This is a genomic window from Acinetobacter sp. Leaf130, assembly GCF_001423205.1.
Lineage (GTDB): Bacteria > Pseudomonadota > Gammaproteobacteria > Pseudomonadales > Moraxellaceae > Acinetobacter > Acinetobacter calcoaceticus.
The window spans coordinates 19825-37333 of record NZ_LMOE01000010.1 but is presented as its reverse complement, the minus strand read 5'-3'; the positions used below and the strand labels follow the sequence as shown (position 1 = coordinate 37333).

Sequence of the window (17509 nt, the reverse complement as noted above, 5' to 3'; positions counted from 1 at the left end):
GTTTTTCAAAATAAAAAAACCGGAACATGTGTCCGGTTTTTTATTTGAACGATCTAGCTTTTTATTTTAAAAAGCCATTCTCAGCTAAAAAAGCCATACTAATATTTGACTCTGTTTTTTGTTCAGCAGCCTTATCACCTAGTAATAAACGCTCGATATAACGCGCTAAAACATCGACTTCGAGGTTTACTTTACTGCCTACTTGCCACGTTCCAATGTTAGTACGTTCTGCTGTATGCGGAATTAAGTTCAAGCTTAAAATATTTCCACGTAAATGGTTAATCGTTAAACTAATCCCATCTACGGTGACAGAACCTTTTTCTGCTAAATATTTAGCAAGTTCTGCGGGTGCCGTCACTTCATAATAGATTGAGCGAGCATCTTCACGTACTACGGTAATTTCGCCCACGCCATCAACGTGACCACTCACAATGTGTCCACCAAAGCGTGTTGTCGGCAACATTGCTTTTTCAACATTGACACGTTGCCCAACTTTCCAGTGACCCAAAGTCGTTCGGTTCAAACTCTCTCGAGAAACATCAGCTGCATACCAATTATCACCCCATTCAATCACTGTGAGGCAAATTCCATTGGTCGCAATTGAGTCACCCAAATGTACATCTGACATATCCAGATCAGTCTGAATACGTAAACGCACATCACCACCTACGCTTTGCAGGCTTTCAACTTTTCCTAAACTTTCAATAATGCCTGTAAACATGGCTCAATCTCCAAATCTTTTTACACTGCTTAAATTGCAGCGCTTACCAAAGTGCCAGCTGTGTGCTATTACCTGAAGTATCTACACCACCTAGCTCGGCGAAGTGGTAAAGCTGGCCTAATAACTGACGTAATGGTGGTCCTGACTTGGCATGAGTATCAGTAATCACAATAAACTCAAGCACGCGTGCACGTTCAGACTGTCGCTGTTTACTTACGCGATAGCGCGGAACATCTTGTGTTAACAAGGTCACTTTGCCCCGCTCCAGATTAGCCATCAGCAAATCTTTCGGCTCGATATTACCATCAGTTGAATAACTGGTCAGAATATAGCGGGCATTGATGGTTGAAAGTAGTTTTTCATACGCATCTTTCGCATATTTAGAAGAGTTATATGGGCTTGGACGTTCTTTACGCCAAGCTCTATCAATTCCGCTCTTATAACCTTTGGTATCTGGCGAAGGTAAATCGACCTGATCCCATAAAGTTAATGCATTCAAAACATGGTAATTACTACTATATGCATGCTGGTTATACGGTGGATCGAGATAGGCAACATCTACTTCAAAACCACTCATTTGATTTGCTAGATGCTGTGAATCTACACACCACATTTCAGCAGCCGGACGTTTACGGTCACCAATCTCGCAAAAACGACTTGGTGTTAACCAAAGTAATGACTCAATTCGTTCTAACGCAGTTTGTGTACGTCCGCCCCACCCTTGGTGGAAGCTTTTAAATACACCACTGGTGTTACTGACAAAACTGGCTGAATAGAGCAAAGGCGCGAGCAAAGCACTCATCTCTACATCATTAATTGCACCTTGAGATTGCCATGTTGCAATCTGCTGGCGAATCGCATCAATACGCATACCATTACGGCGTTTAAAGAACAAACGGTCACGAGCTGGATCATAAATATCATCATTACGTGGGCAAAGATTATGCGTTACCCAACCTTTAACTTCAGGTAAGCGATTTAAATAATCGATTGCCTTCTGATACCCGCCTAGCTCTTTAAAAGCAGGTGCATCGATGCAAGCTAAAATCGCATGATTTAACGCATGGCTATAAGGTTCCCAGTCATTCGCAATCACTCGGTAACCATTTTGACGCGCCAAACGAGATACTACGCCACTGCCGGCAAAGAAATCGGCAAAAATCGGAGGATTCTTTTTCTTACTATTCAGTGTCCCTGTAATTTCAAGGGCTTCTAAAATTAGATGGAGCAATCGGCGCTTATTACCCAAGTAAGGAACAAGCTGATGGAAAAGATATTCGTCTGTCGTACGGGCTGCATGACGACGTTTGTGATAAACCGAAGGCTCTGGATTCATACTTTCTCTTGCGTAGGGATTAACCTTAAGCGTATATCTTGATCAAGTTGTGTCACATCAAGAAGTGTAAAACGAAGTTGTTGTGCCATATATTCAAACTCTGCATTGAACATGGCTCTTGCACTTTTCCCCAATAATGTCGGGGCAATATAACTGATTAACTCATCTACCAAACCTTCTTGTAAAAAGGCAGTAGATAATGTTGCACCAGCTTCTACCAATACATCATAAATTTGATATTGCTTAGATAGGGTCTGTAACAGCACTTTTAAAGGCTGAATTTCTAATTGTATCACGCCTAAATCAGCAAGTTCTTGACGATATGGCCCCATCACCATCACAGTTTCAGGATTTTCTAAAATTTTAGCAGCAAGCGGCAGACGACCTTGGCGGTCTAAAATAATCCGTTTTGGCTGTGTAATTGTCTCAATATCAACACTGCCCAGAGTTCGTACATTAAGCTGACAGTCATCTGCAATCACAGTATCAATCCCTGTAATCACTGCTCCTGAAATGGCACGCCAATGCTGTACATCTTGACGCGCAACTGCACCAGTAATCCACTTCGATTCACCCGATGCCATTGCAGTACGGCCATCTATGCTTGAAGCTACTTTTAAGCGTACATAGGGCATGCCCGTAGACATCGCCTTTAAGAAACCTTGGTTTAATTTTTCTGCCAAATCCTCACAAATGCCAACTTCTACTTCAATTCCGGCATTTTTCAAAATCTGAACACCCTTACCCGCAACGAGTGGGTTTGGATCAGGACATGCCACAACCACCTTTTTAACCTGTGCCTTAACCAGTGCTTCGGCACAAGGAGGAGTTCTCCCATAATGTGCACATGGCTCAAGCGTCACATACGCTGTTGCACCTTGAGCCTGCTCAGCTGCCTGACGTAAGGCAAAAACCTCTGCGTGTGGTTGACCTGCTTTAGGATGAAAGCCCTCACCGATTAACTGATCATCTTTGACAATGACACAACCAACATTTGGATTAGGCTTAGTCGAATATAGACCTCGTTTGGCAAGTTCAATAGCTTGCTGCATCCAATATTGATCTTTTTTCAACTCAGACATAAAAATCTCAAATAATTATTGTTCACGTTGCTGCATTTGCTCAATTTGACGGCGAAAAGCTTCAACATCCTGAAAATCTTGATAAACAGAAGCAAATCGAACATAAGCGACATGGTCGAGTGCAAATAGAGATTGCATGACGACTTCACCAATTGTTCTAGACTTCACGTCACGCTCACCTAAACGGCGAATCTGCAATTGGATATCACTTAAAACAGTTTCTATCTGTTCTTGGGTAACCGGACGTTTTTGCAATGCATGCATTAACGAACGGCGTAGCTTGGCCTCATCGAAAGGTTCATTCTTTCCATTCGATTTGATCACACGGGGCATCACCACTTCATAGCTTTCAAAAGTGGTAAAACGTTCACCGCAACTTACACACTCACGACGTCGACGAATCTGACAGCCTTCGGCGGCTAAACGTGAATCGATGACTTTACTATCTGCGGCGTTGCAAAATGGACAATGCATAGCGGATTTATAGGGTCGATTACTTTGACCTAGTGTAGCAAAGTTTCTACACTTACAGAACCAGCATTCTATGAGACAAAAAAACAGTCCTGAGCAAGATCAAAGCATCGCTTTGATCACAGCGCAAGACTGTTCTTTTAAGACAGCAGATATATTACGAATTATTCAATACGTTCGCCATGTTGGCTTAAATCCAGACCCATGCGTTCATCATCAGCGTTAACACGGATACCAATCACAAGATCAATCACTTTAAGAATTACAAAAGTCGCTACACCACTGTAAACCATGGTTGCCAATACGCCTTCAACTTGTACCCATAATTGCCCAGTGAATGTTGCTGCTAATGGAACGTTGGCTGCTTTGATGATTTCATCACTGTAAAATACGCCAGTTAAAATCGCACCGACAATACCACCTACAGCATGTAAACCAAAGGCATCCAAAGCATCATCAGCTTTAAGTAAGCGTTTAAGTGCAGTAATACCCCAGAAGCAAACTACGCCACCGATAAGGCCCATGACTAAAGCACCGCCTACACCGACGAAGCCTGCTGCTGGCGTAATCACAACCAAACCAGCGACAGCACCAGAAGCACCACCTAATACAGATGCTTTACCGCGAATCATACGTTCAACAACTAACCAAGAGAACGCAGCAGCAGCGGCAGCAACTTGAGTCACTAAAATTGCCATGCTTGCACGAGCGCCAGCACCTAAAGCACTACCACCGTTAAAGCCAAACCAACCCACCCAAAGTAAGCTTGCACCGACTACAGTTAGAGTCAAGTTATGCGGAGCCATAGATTCACGGCCCAAACCAATACGTTTTCCAAGCATGTAAGCCGCAACTAAACCTGCAACACCTGAGTTGATATGTACAACTGTACCACCAGCAAAATCTAATGCGCCTGCTTTAAATAACCAGCCATCTGCCGCCCAAACCCAGTGAGTAATTGGTGCATAGACTACGAGTACCCAAACTGCAATAAACACCATGAAAGCTGAATACTTCATGCGGTCCGCAATAGAACCACTTAGAATTGCAACTGTAATAATGGCAAAGGTCATTTGGAAAATAACAAAGAGACTCTCAGGAATTGTCCCACTCAATGCATCAAACGCGACTCCGTTTAGCATTGCTTTAGACAAATCACCAAAAAATGCACCTGTGCCAGAGAACGCGATTGAATATCCAGCAATCACCCACAGCAAACTGACTAAAATCGCAGCGGAAAGGCTGAACATCATAGTACTGAGTACATTTTTTTTACGTACCATACCGCCGTAGAATAATGCCAACCCCGGAATGGTCATTAATAGAACCAAGGCGGTTGAAACTAAAATCCAAGAGGTATCACCCGTATCAAGAGTAGGTGTTGGTGCTGGAGCTGCCGGAGTTTCAGCAACTGGTGCTTCTGCAGTGGTTGCAGTAGCTTGAGATGTTGATGTAGCCGCAACTTCCGATGTAGGCGTTGTTACAGCTTCTTCTGCCCAAACGGCAGTACCACCCAAAAGAGCGCCTGATAGACTCAGCGCCATAAGCATTTTTTTCATTCGTGTCCCCCAACCTCATTTGCGAGTTATTTTCTACTCAGCAAGCTTTGTGCCAATTAGACAGCATCTGGTCCAGTTTCACCCGTACGGATACGGATTACTTGTTCCAGGTTAGTCACAAAAATCTTACCATCGCCAATTTTTCCTGTGCTTGCTACACGTGTAATTGATTCAATTACCGCGTCGACCATTTCATCACTAATCGCAATTTCGATTTTTACTTTAGGTAAGAAATCAACCACATACTCTGCGCCACGGTAGAGTTCTGTATGTCCTTTTTGACGACCAAAACCTTTAACTTCAGTTACGGTAATCCCTTGTACACCAATGTCAGAGAGCGCTTCACGCACATCATCCAATTTAAACGGTTTTACAATTGCAGTTACAAGCTTCATGTTTGTTTCCTTCGGCTTCTTTTCACCAGTAAGGTTTTATGTTCAATTTTCATGCCAATATTTCAAAGGTTGAGGGAAATGAATCTATTGCATGAACTTTCTTTATAACCTATTTAGTGATCAAGATGTAGATGAGCTATTAAAAATAAAATGAATTTTCAGTATGTTTACATGCTGATTTAATGTTCTATTTGTACTAAAAGAATTGAAACCTATATCCCACCTTCAAGCAGTGGTAAACTGTAAACCATAAGGTAATACAACACTTTGGATATTTCATGCTAGAAACTTTATTACAGGCCATTCTGGAACAAATTGATGAGCCTAAAAAAGATTTGGAAAAAAATTTACGTGCATTATTAAATGAAGCAGTCGAAAAGTTAGATCTTGTTTCCAGACAAGAAATTGACCGCCAAAAGACCGCACTGCAATCAGCCAACCAACGTTTAGCAGAGCTACAAAAACAAGTGGAACTATTAGAAGAAACTTTAAAGAATAAAAAATAAGCACCAATGTAGCGCACTTATACTTTACAACGATTAAAAATGAAGCACCATAATGGAACAACAAGATGTCTTTTTCTAAAATTTATACACGGGGACTTTTAGGTTTACATGCACCTCTCATTGAAGTAGAGGTACATGTGAGTCAAGGCTTACCTTCTCTTACCATTGTAGGCCTAGCCGAAGCGGCAGTAAGAGAAAGTAAAGACCGAGTTCGCTCGGCGATTATTAACAGTGGATTTCAATTTCCGACTAAACGACTGACCATTAATCTTGCACCAGCAGATTTGCCCAAAGATGGTTCACGTCTGGATTTACCAATTGCTTTAGGTATTTTAATTGCCTCTGGTCAGCTCCCAGAAAACTGTGCCGAAGATTTTGAATTTATTGGAGAGTTAGCACTTGATGGTCATGTAAGGCCAGTGTCAGGTACTTTAACTTTGGCAATGGCGTGTCAACAAGCCAAGCATAAAATGCTTTTCCCGCTTGATAATAGTCAGGATATTAGTCACTTACCTGACTTTAAATGTTATCCAGTGAGCCACTTAAAAGAAGTCTGTGAACATTTTCTGGGCACAAAGTCTCTATCTTCGGTTGAGCCTACGGCCACTTCAAACCAAATACCTTATAAATTTGACCTTGCAGATGTAAAAGGTCAGTTACGCCCACGCCGTGCACTCGAAATTGCTGCTGCTGGAGGGCACTCTTTACTTTTTAAAGGACCACCTGGCACAGGTAAAACTTTACTCGCCTCAAGGCTTCCTTCAATTTTACCGCCTCTGTCTAATCAAGAAACGCTTGAAGTTGCTAGCATTTATTCTATTTCAAATACATCACATACTTTTGGTCAGCGACCATTTCGAGCGCCCCATCATACAGCATCAGCGATTGCACTCGTTGGGGGCGGTTCTCACCCTAAACCTGGTGAAATTACATTATCGCATTTAGGAGTGCTTTTTTTAGATGAGCTCCCCGAGTTTGATAGAAAAGTACTAGAAGTCTTACGCCAGCCGCTTGAGTCAAAAGAAATCATTATTTCACGAGCAGCTCGGCAAATTACTTATCCGGCTAACTTCCAACTGATTGCAGCGATGAACCCATGTCCATGCGGCTATGCATTTAATCAAGATAGTCGTTGTCAGTGTTCACCTGAGAGTATTAAGCGCTATCAAAACCGTATATCAGGACCTTTACTTGACCGTATCGATTTACATATTGATGTGCCACCGTTAAAGGCCCAAGAGCTACAAGATCCAACGCCTGTTGAAGATTCAAGTAGTGTTCGACAACGTGTGATTTATGCTTATGAACAACAGATTCAAAGACAAAATTGTTTAAATCAGGCGCTTTCGCCGAAACAGCTAGAACAACATGCTGTACTTGATAGTACTTCTCAACGAATGATTGAAATGGCTCAACAACGTTTAAATTTATCGGCCCGCGCTTATCATCGTGTTTTACGAGTAGCGCGGACCATTGCCGATTTAGCTCAAAGTGAAGTGATTCAAAGTTCTCACCTTACAGAAGCATTATCCTATCGAGGAAATAGTTAACAAATGAAAAAAACAGCGGATCGTGAGTCCGCTGTTTTTTCATATTTATATGAGTTGTTAATTAAAGAATTTATTACTGCCTATATAAAAAGGCAAAGAGGATGCTATGAAAATTTTGGCTATATCCGGCAGTACAAGAGAGGCATCTACAAATACAGCACTATTACGAGCAATGAAAGATATAGCACCGTCCAGTATTGAGTTTTCAGTTTTCGATCAAATTAATACTTTACCTATCTTCACTCCGGATGATGAGGGAGAAAAAACGCCTGCTGTAGTAGAAGAATTTATCAAATCTGTTTCTGCCTCAGATGGCATTATCATCTCAAGTCCTGAATATATCCGTTGTATTCCAGGCGGTCTCAAGAATGCAATTGACTGGATGGTTTCGCGCACCGAAATCATAGATAAACCTATTGTTCTAGTTCATGCATCCAGCCGTGGTGACGATATGCTGGTTTCTTTAAGAAGAGTACTTTCGACTGTTAGCAGCAATTTCTTTGAAGATTTATTTTTACGGATCTCTCTTCTTAGCAAATCTCCTGAACAAATTATTGAGATGCTGCAAACTGAACAATATAAATCACAAATTACACCGTTCCTGCTTAGCTTTGTCTCAAAGATTCAAAAGTATAAAGATCAATTAGAGTAAACTTTTCATCGCGTTTTACGAGTAGCACGGGCCATTGTTGATTTGGCTCAAAGTGAAGTGATTCAAAGCTCTCATCTTACAGAAGATGTCTCTTTCTGAGGACTAATAAAAAAGCGGGTAAAGAAACCCGCTTTTTTACCGCATAAACTTAGAATGTTTTAGTTAAACTAAACACTAAGCCTGTGTCATACGGTTTTTTCTGAGCATCGGTCATGCCAGAAGTACTAATATCTGTACCCACAACATCTAGCTCAGCAACAATACCCAAGATGTTACGGTTTACACCCACTTTATAATCGATATAACTATCATCTTTACCTGGACCACCCGCAACTACGGCTAAAGCATCTTTATTTTTGAATTTGTTATAGCCAACTGATGCAAGTCCAGTAAATCCTGTGTCTGCAATTGGTGCTGAATAACCGACATTAAAATACCAGAACTGCTTAGAATGAGCCCAGTAGTCATCTGAATAGTTTACACCCACACTAAGTGCATCACCTTTAAATAAAGAATCAGCAAAAGTTAATTTACCGTAAACTTCATTAAAATCTAATCCATTTTTACCATCATAACCAATACCATTACGGTCAAAACTATGACCAGAGCCAATATAGCCATAATGAATTACACCAACATCATAAGTAGGCGCAAGCGTATCTGTTAATTTTAAAGTGTTGGTATAACCCAAAGCGACATCTGTCTCTGTTGAATTGCCAGTTACGCCAAAATCAACGCTTGAACCCCACAGCGCGACATAGGCACCTGACTTATGAGAAAAAGTAAAACCACCTTGAATAGCTGGGTTATTTGACGATTGTGTAACACCGCGGAAGCGGTAGTCTGTAGTTGCCGCTACACTACCTGTTGCTGTGATACCATAAAAAGATGGTGCTTCTTCAGCCATAGCCATGGTTGAACCAGCTGCGAAAATACCAAGACCTAAGGTCTTAAGTGCAAATTTCATCATTTTGATCTCCCCCATAATGAATGCACGATTTATGTATATAAAACACATTGTGTTACTTAAGCTTTAGCAATTGCTGTGCCAAGTCCATATTCCCCTTCGCTGCATATCATTAATATTGAAATCAAAATATCTCTACAATAAAAATGCCATTTTATTTTTACAAAAATATATTCATAAAAAACAATATTATAAAATAATAAAGCTATCCGATTAGAAAAGAGCAACATGAGAAAACACCTTGTCGGAAATAAATTAGCGACGTCAGCAGTATCCATTTACTCAATGTAAAATTTCTATTTAAACTTAAATAAGAGATATAAAAATTACGTAAATTTCTTAAGGCCGAGCTTGTAATGGTCTGTGAATGGGCATTTCTTCTAATTAGATTTCTTCATTTTTTTCTGTTTTAAAACTTATGAACTATTTTGGGTCTTTTTTAAGCAATAGTATGAGCAAAAAGAGTAATGCACAAAATTTACGCAAAATATCGCACTAAATTTGATCAAATCAACTAAATTCCATTGGCTTATTATAGTGATCTCTTTTTGCACATCATGCATTAAAAATAATGTTATATAGTAACAATTTAGAGAGCATTGAAAATAAACCGTTAAAAAAATCAACTTAAGAGAAGATTAAAAAGTAAACATATCCACCAAAAAAGATCAAAAAATGAACACAAGAATCAACTATTTTTTGAGCTTAGAATATAAAATAAATGGTAAAAATCCACTAAAAAATAAATTACTTTTTTTATTTTAAACAATGCATTAAGCATAAAAGCTTAATAGTAAATTTAGTAAACAACCAGTAACACATTAATCAATTTCTGCATAGCATATATAAAATAAAATCAACAAAAATATATCTTTTTTATAGATTACTTATACAATTGATTCAAATCCTAGGCCCTGAACAATAACAAGGCACAGGATTTATCGTTTTTATGAGGTTCTTTAAATATGCTAAATGCACAAAAACTTACATTAGCAGTTCTCATTTCTGCGGCAATAATTTCCTCGGCTCAGGCAAGTGAGCAAAGTGAGGCAAAAGGATTTGTTGAAGATGCGAACGGTTCTATTCTCTTCCGTACAGGTTATATTCAACGTGACAAGAAAAATAACGTTGAAGATGACAGTTCATTTGCTCAATCAGCAATCGTTACGCTAGATTCCGGCTTTACCAAAGGTATCGTTGGTTTTGGTGTTGGCGCAGTTGGTGATTTTTCATTCAAAATCGGTGCAAATAACAATAACGGCAACCAAATGATTCCTCGTTACAATGGTGTACGTGAAAATCCGTACGATCAATGGACACGTGGTGGTGGTAGCGTAAAAGCTCGTTTCTCGAATACGACTGTACGTTATGGCACACAAGTTCTTGATATTCCTGTACTTGCAAGTAACACTGCACGTATGGTTCCTGAATATTTCACAGGTACATTGTTAACCAGCCATGAAATTAAAGATTTAGAAGTAATTGCTGGTAAATTCACTAAAAACCAATATTCTGACCAAATCAATACCGATGCTGATGCTTCTGGCAGAGGTCTTGATCGTGCGATTGTTTGGGGTGCAAAATATAAATTTGATGATCAACTCAATGGTTCTTACTATGGCGTTGATGTAAAAGACAAACTTGATCGCCATTATGTCAATGTGAACTACAAGCAACCTCTTGCTAATGATAGCTCACTTACTTATGACTTCAGTGGTTATCATACTAACTTTGATAAAAATGCTTCATTGTCATACGCAACTGGCCCAGCTGGTGAAGACAAAACCAATAATATTTGGGCAATTTCAGGTACTTATGCGACTGGCCCACATAGTGTGATGTTAGCGTACCAACAAAACAGCGGTAACATTGGTTATAACTATGGTTCAAACCAAGACGGCGGCCAAAGTGTGTATTTGCCAAACTCTTATTTGTCTGATTTCATTGGTAATGATGAAAAATCTGCACAAATCCAATATAGCCTCGACTTTGGCAAGTTAGGTGTATTACCAGGCCTAAACTGGACTACAGCTTATGTATATGGTTGGGATATCAAAACATCTAACGGTGCAGATGACTCAAACGAAAGCGAATTCTTCAACCAAGTGAAATACACGGTTCAAAGTGGTTTTGCTAAAGGTTCAAGCCTACGTTTACGTAATTCGATCTACCGTGCAGACAGCGCTTATAATACAGACTATATGCCTGACACCAACGAATGGCGTATCTTCCTTGATATTCCTGTGAAATTATTCTAATTCATAGATCTATCAAGTATAAAAAAACCTACGTCTGGCAACAGATGTAGGTTTTTTATTAGGCTCAGAATATCAATTGAGAAACTCTGAGCCTTCTCAATTAAAGCTTATTTAGCAGCTTCAATTGCTTTTAGTACTTCAGCTTTAGCAACATCAGCACCTTCCCAACCACTGATTTTTACCCACTTACCTGGTTCTAAATCTTTATAGTGACTGAAGAAATGCTCAACTTGGCTAATCAACAATGGAGGAAGATCTGTATATTCCTTCACGTCTTTATAAAGTGGAGACAATTTTTCGTGTGGAACAGCGATTAATTTCGCATCGATACCACCGTCATCTTCCATTTTTAATTTGCCCACTGGACGGCAACGAATTACAGAACCAGCAGCAACAGGATGTGGAGTTACAACAAGTACGTCTAACGGGTCGCCATCTTCAGACAAAGTATTTGGAACATAACCATAGTTCGCTGGATAGAACATTGCTGTGCCCATGAAACGGTCTACAAACAATGCATCAGAATCTTTGTCGATTTCATATTTAATTGGTGCTGCATTTGCAGGAATTTCAATGATGACATAGATGTCATTTGGGGCATCTTTACCTGCTGGGATATCGCTGTAACTCATATCAATACTCTTTCGTTATGAAGTCAGATGTAAAATCCACTCGATTATAGCGTGGATATCATCAAAATGATGCCGATTATACAATGCGCACACGCGAAAGTTGATATGAATGATGACAGAATGACACTCAAGTCAGTTTAATCGTGACCACTAATAAGAAGATTGGACACAATATAGATAAGAACCAGACAATCGAGCGTAAAGTTGCCCAATTACTTAAATAGCAGATCCCATAAATAACTCTTAAAATAATATATGCCCAACCTAATCTCAGAATAAAATATTCTGGAACAACCATATATTCGGCCATTAAAATAGCCGTTAAGAATAAAGGTAAGCTTTCAAAACTATTTTGTTGTACGGCATTAGCGCGAGCAGCCAGACCAGTTGTTTTGGCAAAAAAAGCTCTCGGGTTTTGATTATCGGCAGGCTGAAAACCACCTGTAATTTTTGCAATTGCGGTAAATGCGTATGGCAGTAAACATGCCACTAAAATAATATAGATAATGCCGCTGATGCCCTGCATAGTGCCATCCATCACTGAAAATACTGTTGGTCATGCTATCATAACATTGCGTTTTTACCTGAAATTTTATGCAATCACTTGTCAACACTGATGAATAGGGCCATGTATGCAACAACCTGATCAAAAAGAACTGTTTGAAGTCTTGGATAAGCAAAAACAGAATCAACTTCAGATAGATCGCATATTAAAGATCGTACTCCCTATTGTCGCTTTTTTACTGAGTGTGATTTGTGCAAATTTGAATTGGCAATCTACACTTGGCACCTTTGTTATTTTAACTATTACCTTTATTGCAGTTGGTATTAAACGACTTCCTTTGTGGCACTGGCTCATTGTGATTACGATATATTGCTTAGCAGATAATTATTTAAGTTATGGTCAGCTTGATTTAACTCACCTACGCCTACAACTCGGCACAATGCTTGTTTTTGTGGGGATGGTCGGAATTGGACGCCCTTATATAGACCGCTGGTTTATAAAAAGTCATAAAATATAAAAAAGCGCCCTAAGGCGCTTTTTTTGTTAACTGATTAGGCTGGTTTACGTAAGTCTTTACGTAAAATTTTGCCTACGTTTGATTTTGGTAATTCATCCATAAACTCAACATAACGAGGACGCTTATAGCCTGTTAAGTTCTCTTTAGCAAAGCTCAAAACTTCTTCTGTAGTCAAGCTTTGATCTTTTTTCACAATAAAGAGTTTTGGCACTTCACCTGATTTTTCATCTGGAACACCAATCGCTGCAACTTCCAATACTTTTGGATGTTTAGCAATAATTTCTTCGATTTCACTTGGGTAAACGTTAAAGCCAGAAACCAAAATCATATCTTTTTTACGATCTACAATTTTGACATATCCACGGCTGTCCATAACGCCGATATCACCCGTACGGAAGAAACCATCTGCTGTCATGACTTTAGCTGTCTCATCTGCACGGTTCCAGTAGCCTTTCATGACTTGAGGCCCACGAATCGAGATTTCACCTTGCTCACCTAAAGCAACTTCTTTACCGTCATCATCTAAAATGGCAACTTCAGTTAAAGGTAACGGAATACCAATTGTGCCACTAAATTCAGTAGAAGCAGGTGGATTTGCAGTTGCTACTGGTGAGGTTTCTGACAAACCATAACCTTCAATAATGGTTGTGCCAGTAATTTTCTTCCAAGCTTCTGCTGTAGAAGGTAAAACGGCCATACCACCGCCCATCGCCATTTTTAACTTGCTATGGTCAAGTTGTCTGAACTCTTCATTATTCACTAAAGCATTAAATAATGTATTTACTGCTGGGAAGAATGATGGTTGATATTTACGCAGTTCATTAATAACAGCTGGTAAATCACGAGGGTTCGGAATCAAGATATTTGCCTGACCTTTATACATACCGTACATGGCACAAACCATGAACGCAAAAATATGATAAAGCGGCAATGCACAAACAATACGATCGCCTTTAGCGCCATCGTTTGCTCCAAATTTACTTTGGAAAATACCATCACACTGAAGTAAGTTTGCTACAAGATTACGATGAGTAAGCTCTGCACCTTTTGAAACACCAGTAGTACCACCAGTATATTGAAGTACAGCCGTATCACTTAAAGTTAAAGTCGGACGCTTATAATTACTTGCATTTTCTTTATTTAATGCTGAATTAAATTTAACGTGCCCCGGAATATTCCAAGCCGGAATTTGCTTACGTACTTTACGTAATACAAAGTTAACTAGAGTACCTTTAAGTGTACCAAGCATATCTCCTACTGATGCAACTACAACATGCTTCACTGGAGTTTTACCTAAAATGCTTTGGTAAACACTAGCAAAGTTCTCGATGATCACAAGTACTTCTGCACCTGAGTCATTTAATTGATGCTCAAGTTCACGCGCGGTATAAAGTGGATTAACATTCACTAATACCAAGCCCGCACGTAACACAGCTAATGCAACTACAGGATACTGCAACACATTCGGCATCATCACTGCCACACGAGTTCCTTTTGCTAACCCCAAATTTTGCAAATAGGTCGCGAACTTACGGCTCGCAAGCTCTAACTCATTAAATGACATCGCTTTATCCATAAAGATAAAGGCATCACGAGAACCAAATTTTTGGAAATTACTCTCAAAAATATCAACAAGTGAGGTATTTTCCGCAGGCAATGCTACTGTTTCTGGAATCCCTGTCTTTTGGTATTCTGCAAACCAAATTTTTTCCATAATGCCATTATCTCCGATTCGTAATCCTTAGTAATAACTGTTATTCAATGCCCCAGCTATTCTTTAGCTTCTTGGTGCCAGAACATATTTAAAACTTATTGGCACATTCATGACACTTCGAACAAGATTATGAGACAGAACTTTTGACAATTTAACCCTGCCAAATTTTTTGCATGGAGTACAAATTACGTACTCCAAATTGCTGTCCTTTTAATCATTATTCAATACCAACAAGTTCAGTTCATTGCTTGAACATGTTGCCATATATAGCGTATTTATGTTGCCAGACGCTAGCTTTATCTCTGAATCAACAGTTTATTTGCTTTTTGATATCCACGTGGTAAGAGCTGACCTTTTGAAGCTCGTTTACCCAGGTATTTTTGTAGATCATCACCTTTTAATTTTAAATGTTGTTGCCCTGCAACCACCTGAATTATTTCATCTAAGTTCAGGGTTGTCATGGATAAAATTTGCTCTTTCGCTTCAAGTTGTATCAACTTATTACCTTTACCCTTATTTAAATTTGGGAGCTCTGCCAAATCAATGATTAAGAGTCGACCTGCTGAACTGAGCACAGCCAAATGTGTCATATTTTGAGCAGATATTAATGGTAAAGCTTTTGATTTATCAGGCACCGACAAGAATGTTTTACCTGCCTTGGCATTGGTATCTAGCTGTTTGGCTTGAGTTTTAAATCCATAACCTGATGTACTAGCAGCGATAAGTTCAGACGCTTCATCTTCTAGATAAACCTGAATAAACGACACGCCGCTTGCAGGAGCAAGTTTGGAACTTAATGGTTCACCTAAACCTCTTGCTGATGGCAAGCTGCTGATAGGTAAAGCATAACTACGCCCTGTCTCATCAAGGAAATAAATCCGTTGATTGGTTTTGCCCACAGCGTGACTTAAATATTGGTCACCCGCACGGTAGTTTAAGTTTTCTGCATCAACATCTGCACCTTTTGCGGCACGAATCCAACCTGCTTCAGATAAAACCACTGTTACTGTTTCTGCTGGTACAAGGTCTTGTTCTTTAATCTGAACAGCTTCAGCACGTACCACAATTGGAGAGCGGCGCTCATCACCAAACTTTTTCGCGTCTTCTTTTAATTCACCAATAATCAGATTTTTTAAAGATTCTGGATTTCCTAATTGCTCACGAATAATGGCTGCTTTTGCTGCAAGTTCATCCTGCTCTTGACGGATTTCCATCTCTTCAAGTTTTGCTAAATGACGTAACTTGAGTTCTAAAATTGCTTCTGCCTGTATCTCATCAATCTTGAAGTGTTCCATCAATACAGGTTTAGGCTGATCTTCTTCACGAATAATACGAATAACCGTATCAATATCAAGATAAGCAATTAAAAGACCTTCCAAAATATGCAGACGCTTTTCAATTCGGTTTAAATGATATTCTAAACGGCGGGTTACCGTTTTTTTACGAATCTCAATCCATTCCAGTAAAATACGACGAATCGATTTAACCTGAGGACGCCCATCTTCACCAATCATGTTTAAATTAACACGATAGCTTGACTCTAAGTCCGTCGTTGCAAATAAGTGGCTCATCACCGCTTCAGCATCAATACGATTTGAACGAAGTACAATCACTAATCGTGTTGGGTTTGCATGATCCGACTCATCACGTATATCCACCACCAATGGTAGCTTCTTAGCCTGCATTTGATCGGCAATTTGAGTAATGACCTTAGAGCCCGATACCTGATAAGGCAATTCAGTAATCACGATTTCATTTTTTTCGATGGTGTACACCGCTCGCATGCGGTAACTACCACGACCAGTAGTCTGGATTTTGAGTAATTCTTCTGGTGGAGTAATGATTTCAGCTTTTGTTGGTAAATCTGGCGCTGGAATATATTCAGCCAATTTTTCATCTGAAGTTTGCGGATTACGAATTAAGGCAATCGTTCCTTTAATCACTTCACGTAAATTATGCGGCGGAATATCTGTCGCCATACCAACAGCAATCCCTGTTGTGCCGTTGAGTAGAATATTAGGAATACGTGCTGGCAACGTAATGGGTTCTTTTAATGAACCATCAAAGTTATCTTGCCAGTCAGTTGTGCCCTGCCCTAACTCATTTAACAATAACTCACTGTAGGCAGAAAGTTTTGCTTCGGTATAACGCATCGCAGCAAATGACTTAGGATCATCTGGCGCCCCCCAGTTACCTTGTCCTTCAATTAAAGGATAACGATAGCTAAACGGCTGTGCCATCAATACCATGGCTTCATAACATGCAGAATCGCCATGGGGATGGTATTTACCGAGTACATCACCGACTGTACGTGCTGATTTTTTTGGCTTACCACTATTTTTCAGCCCTAATTCGCTCATGGCAAATACAATACGGCGCTGTACAGGCTTTAAACCATCACTGATATGTGGCAATGCACGGTCCATGATGACGTACATGGCATAATTCAGGTAAGCCTGTTCAGTAAATTCGGCTACAGAGCGGTTTTCTGTCGCTTGATGCGCAAGGCTGGTCATAGTCAGCTTATCTTCCAAATCAGTCGTTATTTTAAATGAGTCTTATGCTAAGTGGGCTATGTTACAGACACAAGAGGGAGTCTGTCACCTGAGCGTCAAATTATGTCTCATGTCTCTATATTTTTAGT

17 protein-coding genes and 1 pseudogene are annotated in these 17509 nt (G+C 39.7%); 6 read left to right on the top strand and 12 right to left on the bottom strand.

The window, feature by feature from the left end; genetic code table 11:
* Nucleotides 1-61: 61 nt before the first annotated feature.
* The 6 genes from ASF86_RS18050 to glnK form a co-directional block, all read right to left on the bottom strand.
* The gene (locus ASF86_RS18050) at nucleotides 62-721 is read right to left on the bottom strand and encodes a riboflavin synthase (RefSeq protein WP_005037345.1); all 660 of its coding nucleotides are present in this window, start codon (nucleotides 719-721) and stop codon (nucleotides 62-64) included.
* A gap of 43 nt (nucleotides 722-764) precedes the next feature.
* Nucleotides 765-2057, bottom strand: a complete 1293-nt coding sequence (locus tag ASF86_RS18045; RefSeq protein WP_003654420.1) for a DNA adenine methylase — start codon at nucleotides 2055-2057, stop codon at nucleotides 765-767.
* A complete protein-coding gene (gene ribD / locus ASF86_RS18040; RefSeq protein WP_056484261.1) occupies nucleotides 2054-3139 on the bottom strand; it encodes a bifunctional diaminohydroxyphosphoribosylaminopyrimidine deaminase/5-amino-6-(5-phosphoribosylamino)uracil reductase RibD in 1086 nt (361 codons plus the stop codon). The genes ASF86_RS18045 and ribD overlap by 4 nt, the downstream gene beginning before the upstream one ends.
* 15 nt (nucleotides 3140-3154) lie before the next feature.
* The gene (nrdR, locus tag ASF86_RS18035) at nucleotides 3155-3613 is read right to left on the bottom strand and encodes a transcriptional regulator NrdR (RefSeq protein WP_003654416.1); all 459 of its coding nucleotides are present in this window, start codon (nucleotides 3611-3613) and stop codon (nucleotides 3155-3157) included.
* A 161-nt stretch (nucleotides 3614-3774) separates the two neighbouring features.
* A complete protein-coding gene (locus ASF86_RS18030; RefSeq protein ID WP_056484258.1) occupies nucleotides 3775-5169 on the bottom strand; it encodes an ammonium transporter in 1395 nt (464 codons plus the stop codon).
* A 56-nt stretch (nucleotides 5170-5225) separates the two neighbouring features.
* On the bottom strand, nucleotides 5226-5564 hold the full coding sequence (gene glnK, locus ASF86_RS18025) for a P-II family nitrogen regulator (RefSeq protein ID WP_000780326.1): 339 nt from the start codon (nucleotides 5562-5564) through the stop codon (nucleotides 5226-5228).
* 278 nt (nucleotides 5565-5842) lie between these two features.
* Here glnK and ASF86_RS18020 point away from each other — a divergent pair, with 278 nt between their 5' ends.
* The 4 genes and pseudogenes from ASF86_RS18020 to ASF86_RS19505 form a co-directional block, all read left to right on the top strand.
* Nucleotides 5843-6070, top strand: coding sequence for an accessory factor UbiK family protein (locus ASF86_RS18020; protein ID WP_003654412.1), 228 nt, complete (start codon nucleotides 5843-5845; stop codon nucleotides 6068-6070).
* 65 nt (nucleotides 6071-6135) lie between these two features.
* Nucleotides 6136-7620, top strand: coding sequence for a YifB family Mg chelatase-like AAA ATPase (locus ASF86_RS18015; RefSeq protein WP_056484256.1), 1485 nt, complete (start codon nucleotides 6136-6138; stop codon nucleotides 7618-7620).
* A 106-nt stretch (nucleotides 7621-7726) separates the two neighbouring features.
* On the top strand, nucleotides 7727-8272 hold the full coding sequence (locus tag ASF86_RS18010; RefSeq protein ID WP_056484253.1) for an NADPH-dependent FMN reductase: 546 nt from the start codon (nucleotides 7727-7729) through the stop codon (nucleotides 8270-8272).
* Between the two features lie 3 nt (nucleotides 8273-8275).
* Nucleotides 8276-8371, top strand: a pseudogene (locus ASF86_RS19505) (ATP-binding protein); the annotation flags it as partial.
* A gap of 49 nt (nucleotides 8372-8420) precedes the next feature.
* On the opposite strand, the gene ASF86_RS18005 reads toward ASF86_RS19505, so the two are convergent.
* A complete protein-coding gene (locus ASF86_RS18005; protein ID WP_056484251.1) occupies nucleotides 8421-9242 on the bottom strand; it encodes a TorF family putative porin in 822 nt (273 codons plus the stop codon).
* Nucleotides 9243-9298: 56 nt separating this feature from the next.
* Nucleotides 9299-9469, bottom strand: coding sequence for a hypothetical protein (locus ASF86_RS19825; protein ID WP_171252356.1), 171 nt, complete (start codon nucleotides 9467-9469; stop codon nucleotides 9299-9301).
* A gap of 735 nt (nucleotides 9470-10204) precedes the next feature.
* On the opposite strand from ASF86_RS19825, the gene ASF86_RS17995 reads away from it, so the two are divergent.
* Nucleotides 10205-11497, top strand: a complete 1293-nt coding sequence (locus tag ASF86_RS17995) for an OprD family outer membrane porin (protein ID WP_056484246.1) — start codon at nucleotides 10205-10207, stop codon at nucleotides 11495-11497.
* 107 nt (nucleotides 11498-11604) lie between these two features.
* On the opposite strand, the gene ppa is transcribed toward ASF86_RS17995, so the two are convergent.
* Both ppa and ASF86_RS17985 read right to left on the bottom strand, forming a co-directional pair.
* Entirely contained in the window at nucleotides 11605-12129 is a 525-nt protein-coding gene (ppa, locus tag ASF86_RS17990; RefSeq protein ID WP_003654399.1) for an inorganic diphosphatase, read from the bottom strand.
* A 127-nt stretch (nucleotides 12130-12256) separates the two neighbouring features.
* Entirely contained in the window at nucleotides 12257-12655 is a 399-nt protein-coding gene (locus tag ASF86_RS17985) for an MAPEG family protein (RefSeq protein ID WP_003654397.1), read from the bottom strand.
* A gap of 106 nt (nucleotides 12656-12761) precedes the next feature.
* Between ASF86_RS17985 and ASF86_RS17980 the strand changes: the two genes are divergently transcribed.
* Nucleotides 12762-13151: a hypothetical protein gene (locus ASF86_RS17980; protein WP_005037366.1), complete on the top strand. Its 390-nt coding sequence runs from the start codon at nucleotides 12762-12764 to the stop codon at nucleotides 13149-13151.
* A 34-nt stretch (nucleotides 13152-13185) separates the two neighbouring features.
* On the opposite strand, the gene ASF86_RS17975 is transcribed toward ASF86_RS17980, so the two are convergent.
* On the bottom strand, nucleotides 13186-14865 hold the full coding sequence (locus tag ASF86_RS17975; RefSeq protein WP_005037369.1) for a long-chain-fatty-acid--CoA ligase: 1680 nt from the start codon (nucleotides 14863-14865) through the stop codon (nucleotides 13186-13188).
* 296 nt (nucleotides 14866-15161) lie between these two features.
* Nucleotides 15162-17381 carry a DNA topoisomerase IV subunit A gene (gene parC / locus ASF86_RS17970; RefSeq protein WP_056484243.1) on the bottom strand — a complete coding sequence of 740 codons (2220 nt, stop codon included), beginning with the start codon at nucleotides 17379-17381 and terminating at the stop codon, nucleotides 15162-15164.
* Nucleotides 17382-17509: the final 128 nt, after the last annotated feature.

Bases quoted from the DNA above. Each gene is read 5' to 3' on its own strand.
- ASF86_RS18020 (WP_003654412.1), top strand. From the start codon at position 5,843: ATGCTAGAAACTTTATTACAGGCCATTCTGGAACAAATTGATGAGCCT.
- ASF86_RS17975 (WP_005037369.1), bottom strand. From the start codon at position 14,865: ATGGAAAAAATTTGGTTTGCAGAATACCAAAAGACAGGGATTCCAGAA.
- ASF86_RS18050 (WP_005037345.1), bottom strand. From the start codon at position 721: ATGTTTACAGGCATTATTGAAAGTTTAGGAAAAGTTGAAAGCCTGCAA.
- parC (WP_056484243.1), bottom strand. From the start codon at position 17,381: ATGACCAGCCTTGCGCATCAAGCGACAGAAAACCGCTCTGTAGCCGAA.
- ASF86_RS18010 (WP_056484253.1), top strand. From the start codon at position 7,727: ATGAAAATTTTGGCTATATCCGGCAGTACAAGAGAGGCATCTACAAAT.
- ASF86_RS18030 (WP_056484258.1), bottom strand. From the start codon at position 5,169: ATGAAAAAAATGCTTATGGCGCTGAGTCTATCAGGCGCTCTTTTGGGT.
- nrdR (WP_003654416.1), bottom strand. From the start codon at position 3,613: ATGCATTGTCCATTTTGCAACGCCGCAGATAGTAAAGTCATCGATTCA.
- ppa (WP_003654399.1), bottom strand. From the start codon at position 12,129: ATGAGTTACAGCGATATCCCAGCAGGTAAAGATGCCCCAAATGACATC.
- ASF86_RS17995 (WP_056484246.1), top strand. From the start codon at position 10,205: ATGCTAAATGCACAAAAACTTACATTAGCAGTTCTCATTTCTGCGGCA.
- glnK (WP_000780326.1), bottom strand. From the start codon at position 5,564: ATGAAGCTTGTAACTGCAATTGTAAAACCGTTTAAATTGGATGATGTG.
- ASF86_RS18005 (WP_056484251.1), bottom strand. From the start codon at position 9,242: ATGATGAAATTTGCACTTAAGACCTTAGGTCTTGGTATTTTCGCAGCT.
- ASF86_RS18045 (WP_003654420.1), bottom strand. From the start codon at position 2,057: ATGAATCCAGAGCCTTCGGTTTATCACAAACGTCGTCATGCAGCCCGT.
- ASF86_RS18015 (WP_056484256.1), top strand. From the start codon at position 6,136: ATGTCTTTTTCTAAAATTTATACACGGGGACTTTTAGGTTTACATGCA.
- ASF86_RS17980 (WP_005037366.1), top strand. From the start codon at position 12,762: ATGCAACAACCTGATCAAAAAGAACTGTTTGAAGTCTTGGATAAGCAA.
- ASF86_RS17985 (WP_003654397.1), bottom strand. From the start codon at position 12,655: ATGCAGGGCATCAGCGGCATTATCTATATTATTTTAGTGGCATGTTTA.
- ASF86_RS19825 (WP_171252356.1), bottom strand. From the start codon at position 9,469: ATGTTGCTCTTTTCTAATCGGATAGCTTTATTATTTTATAATATTGTT.
- ribD (WP_056484261.1), bottom strand. From the start codon at position 3,139: ATGTCTGAGTTGAAAAAAGATCAATATTGGATGCAGCAAGCTATTGAA.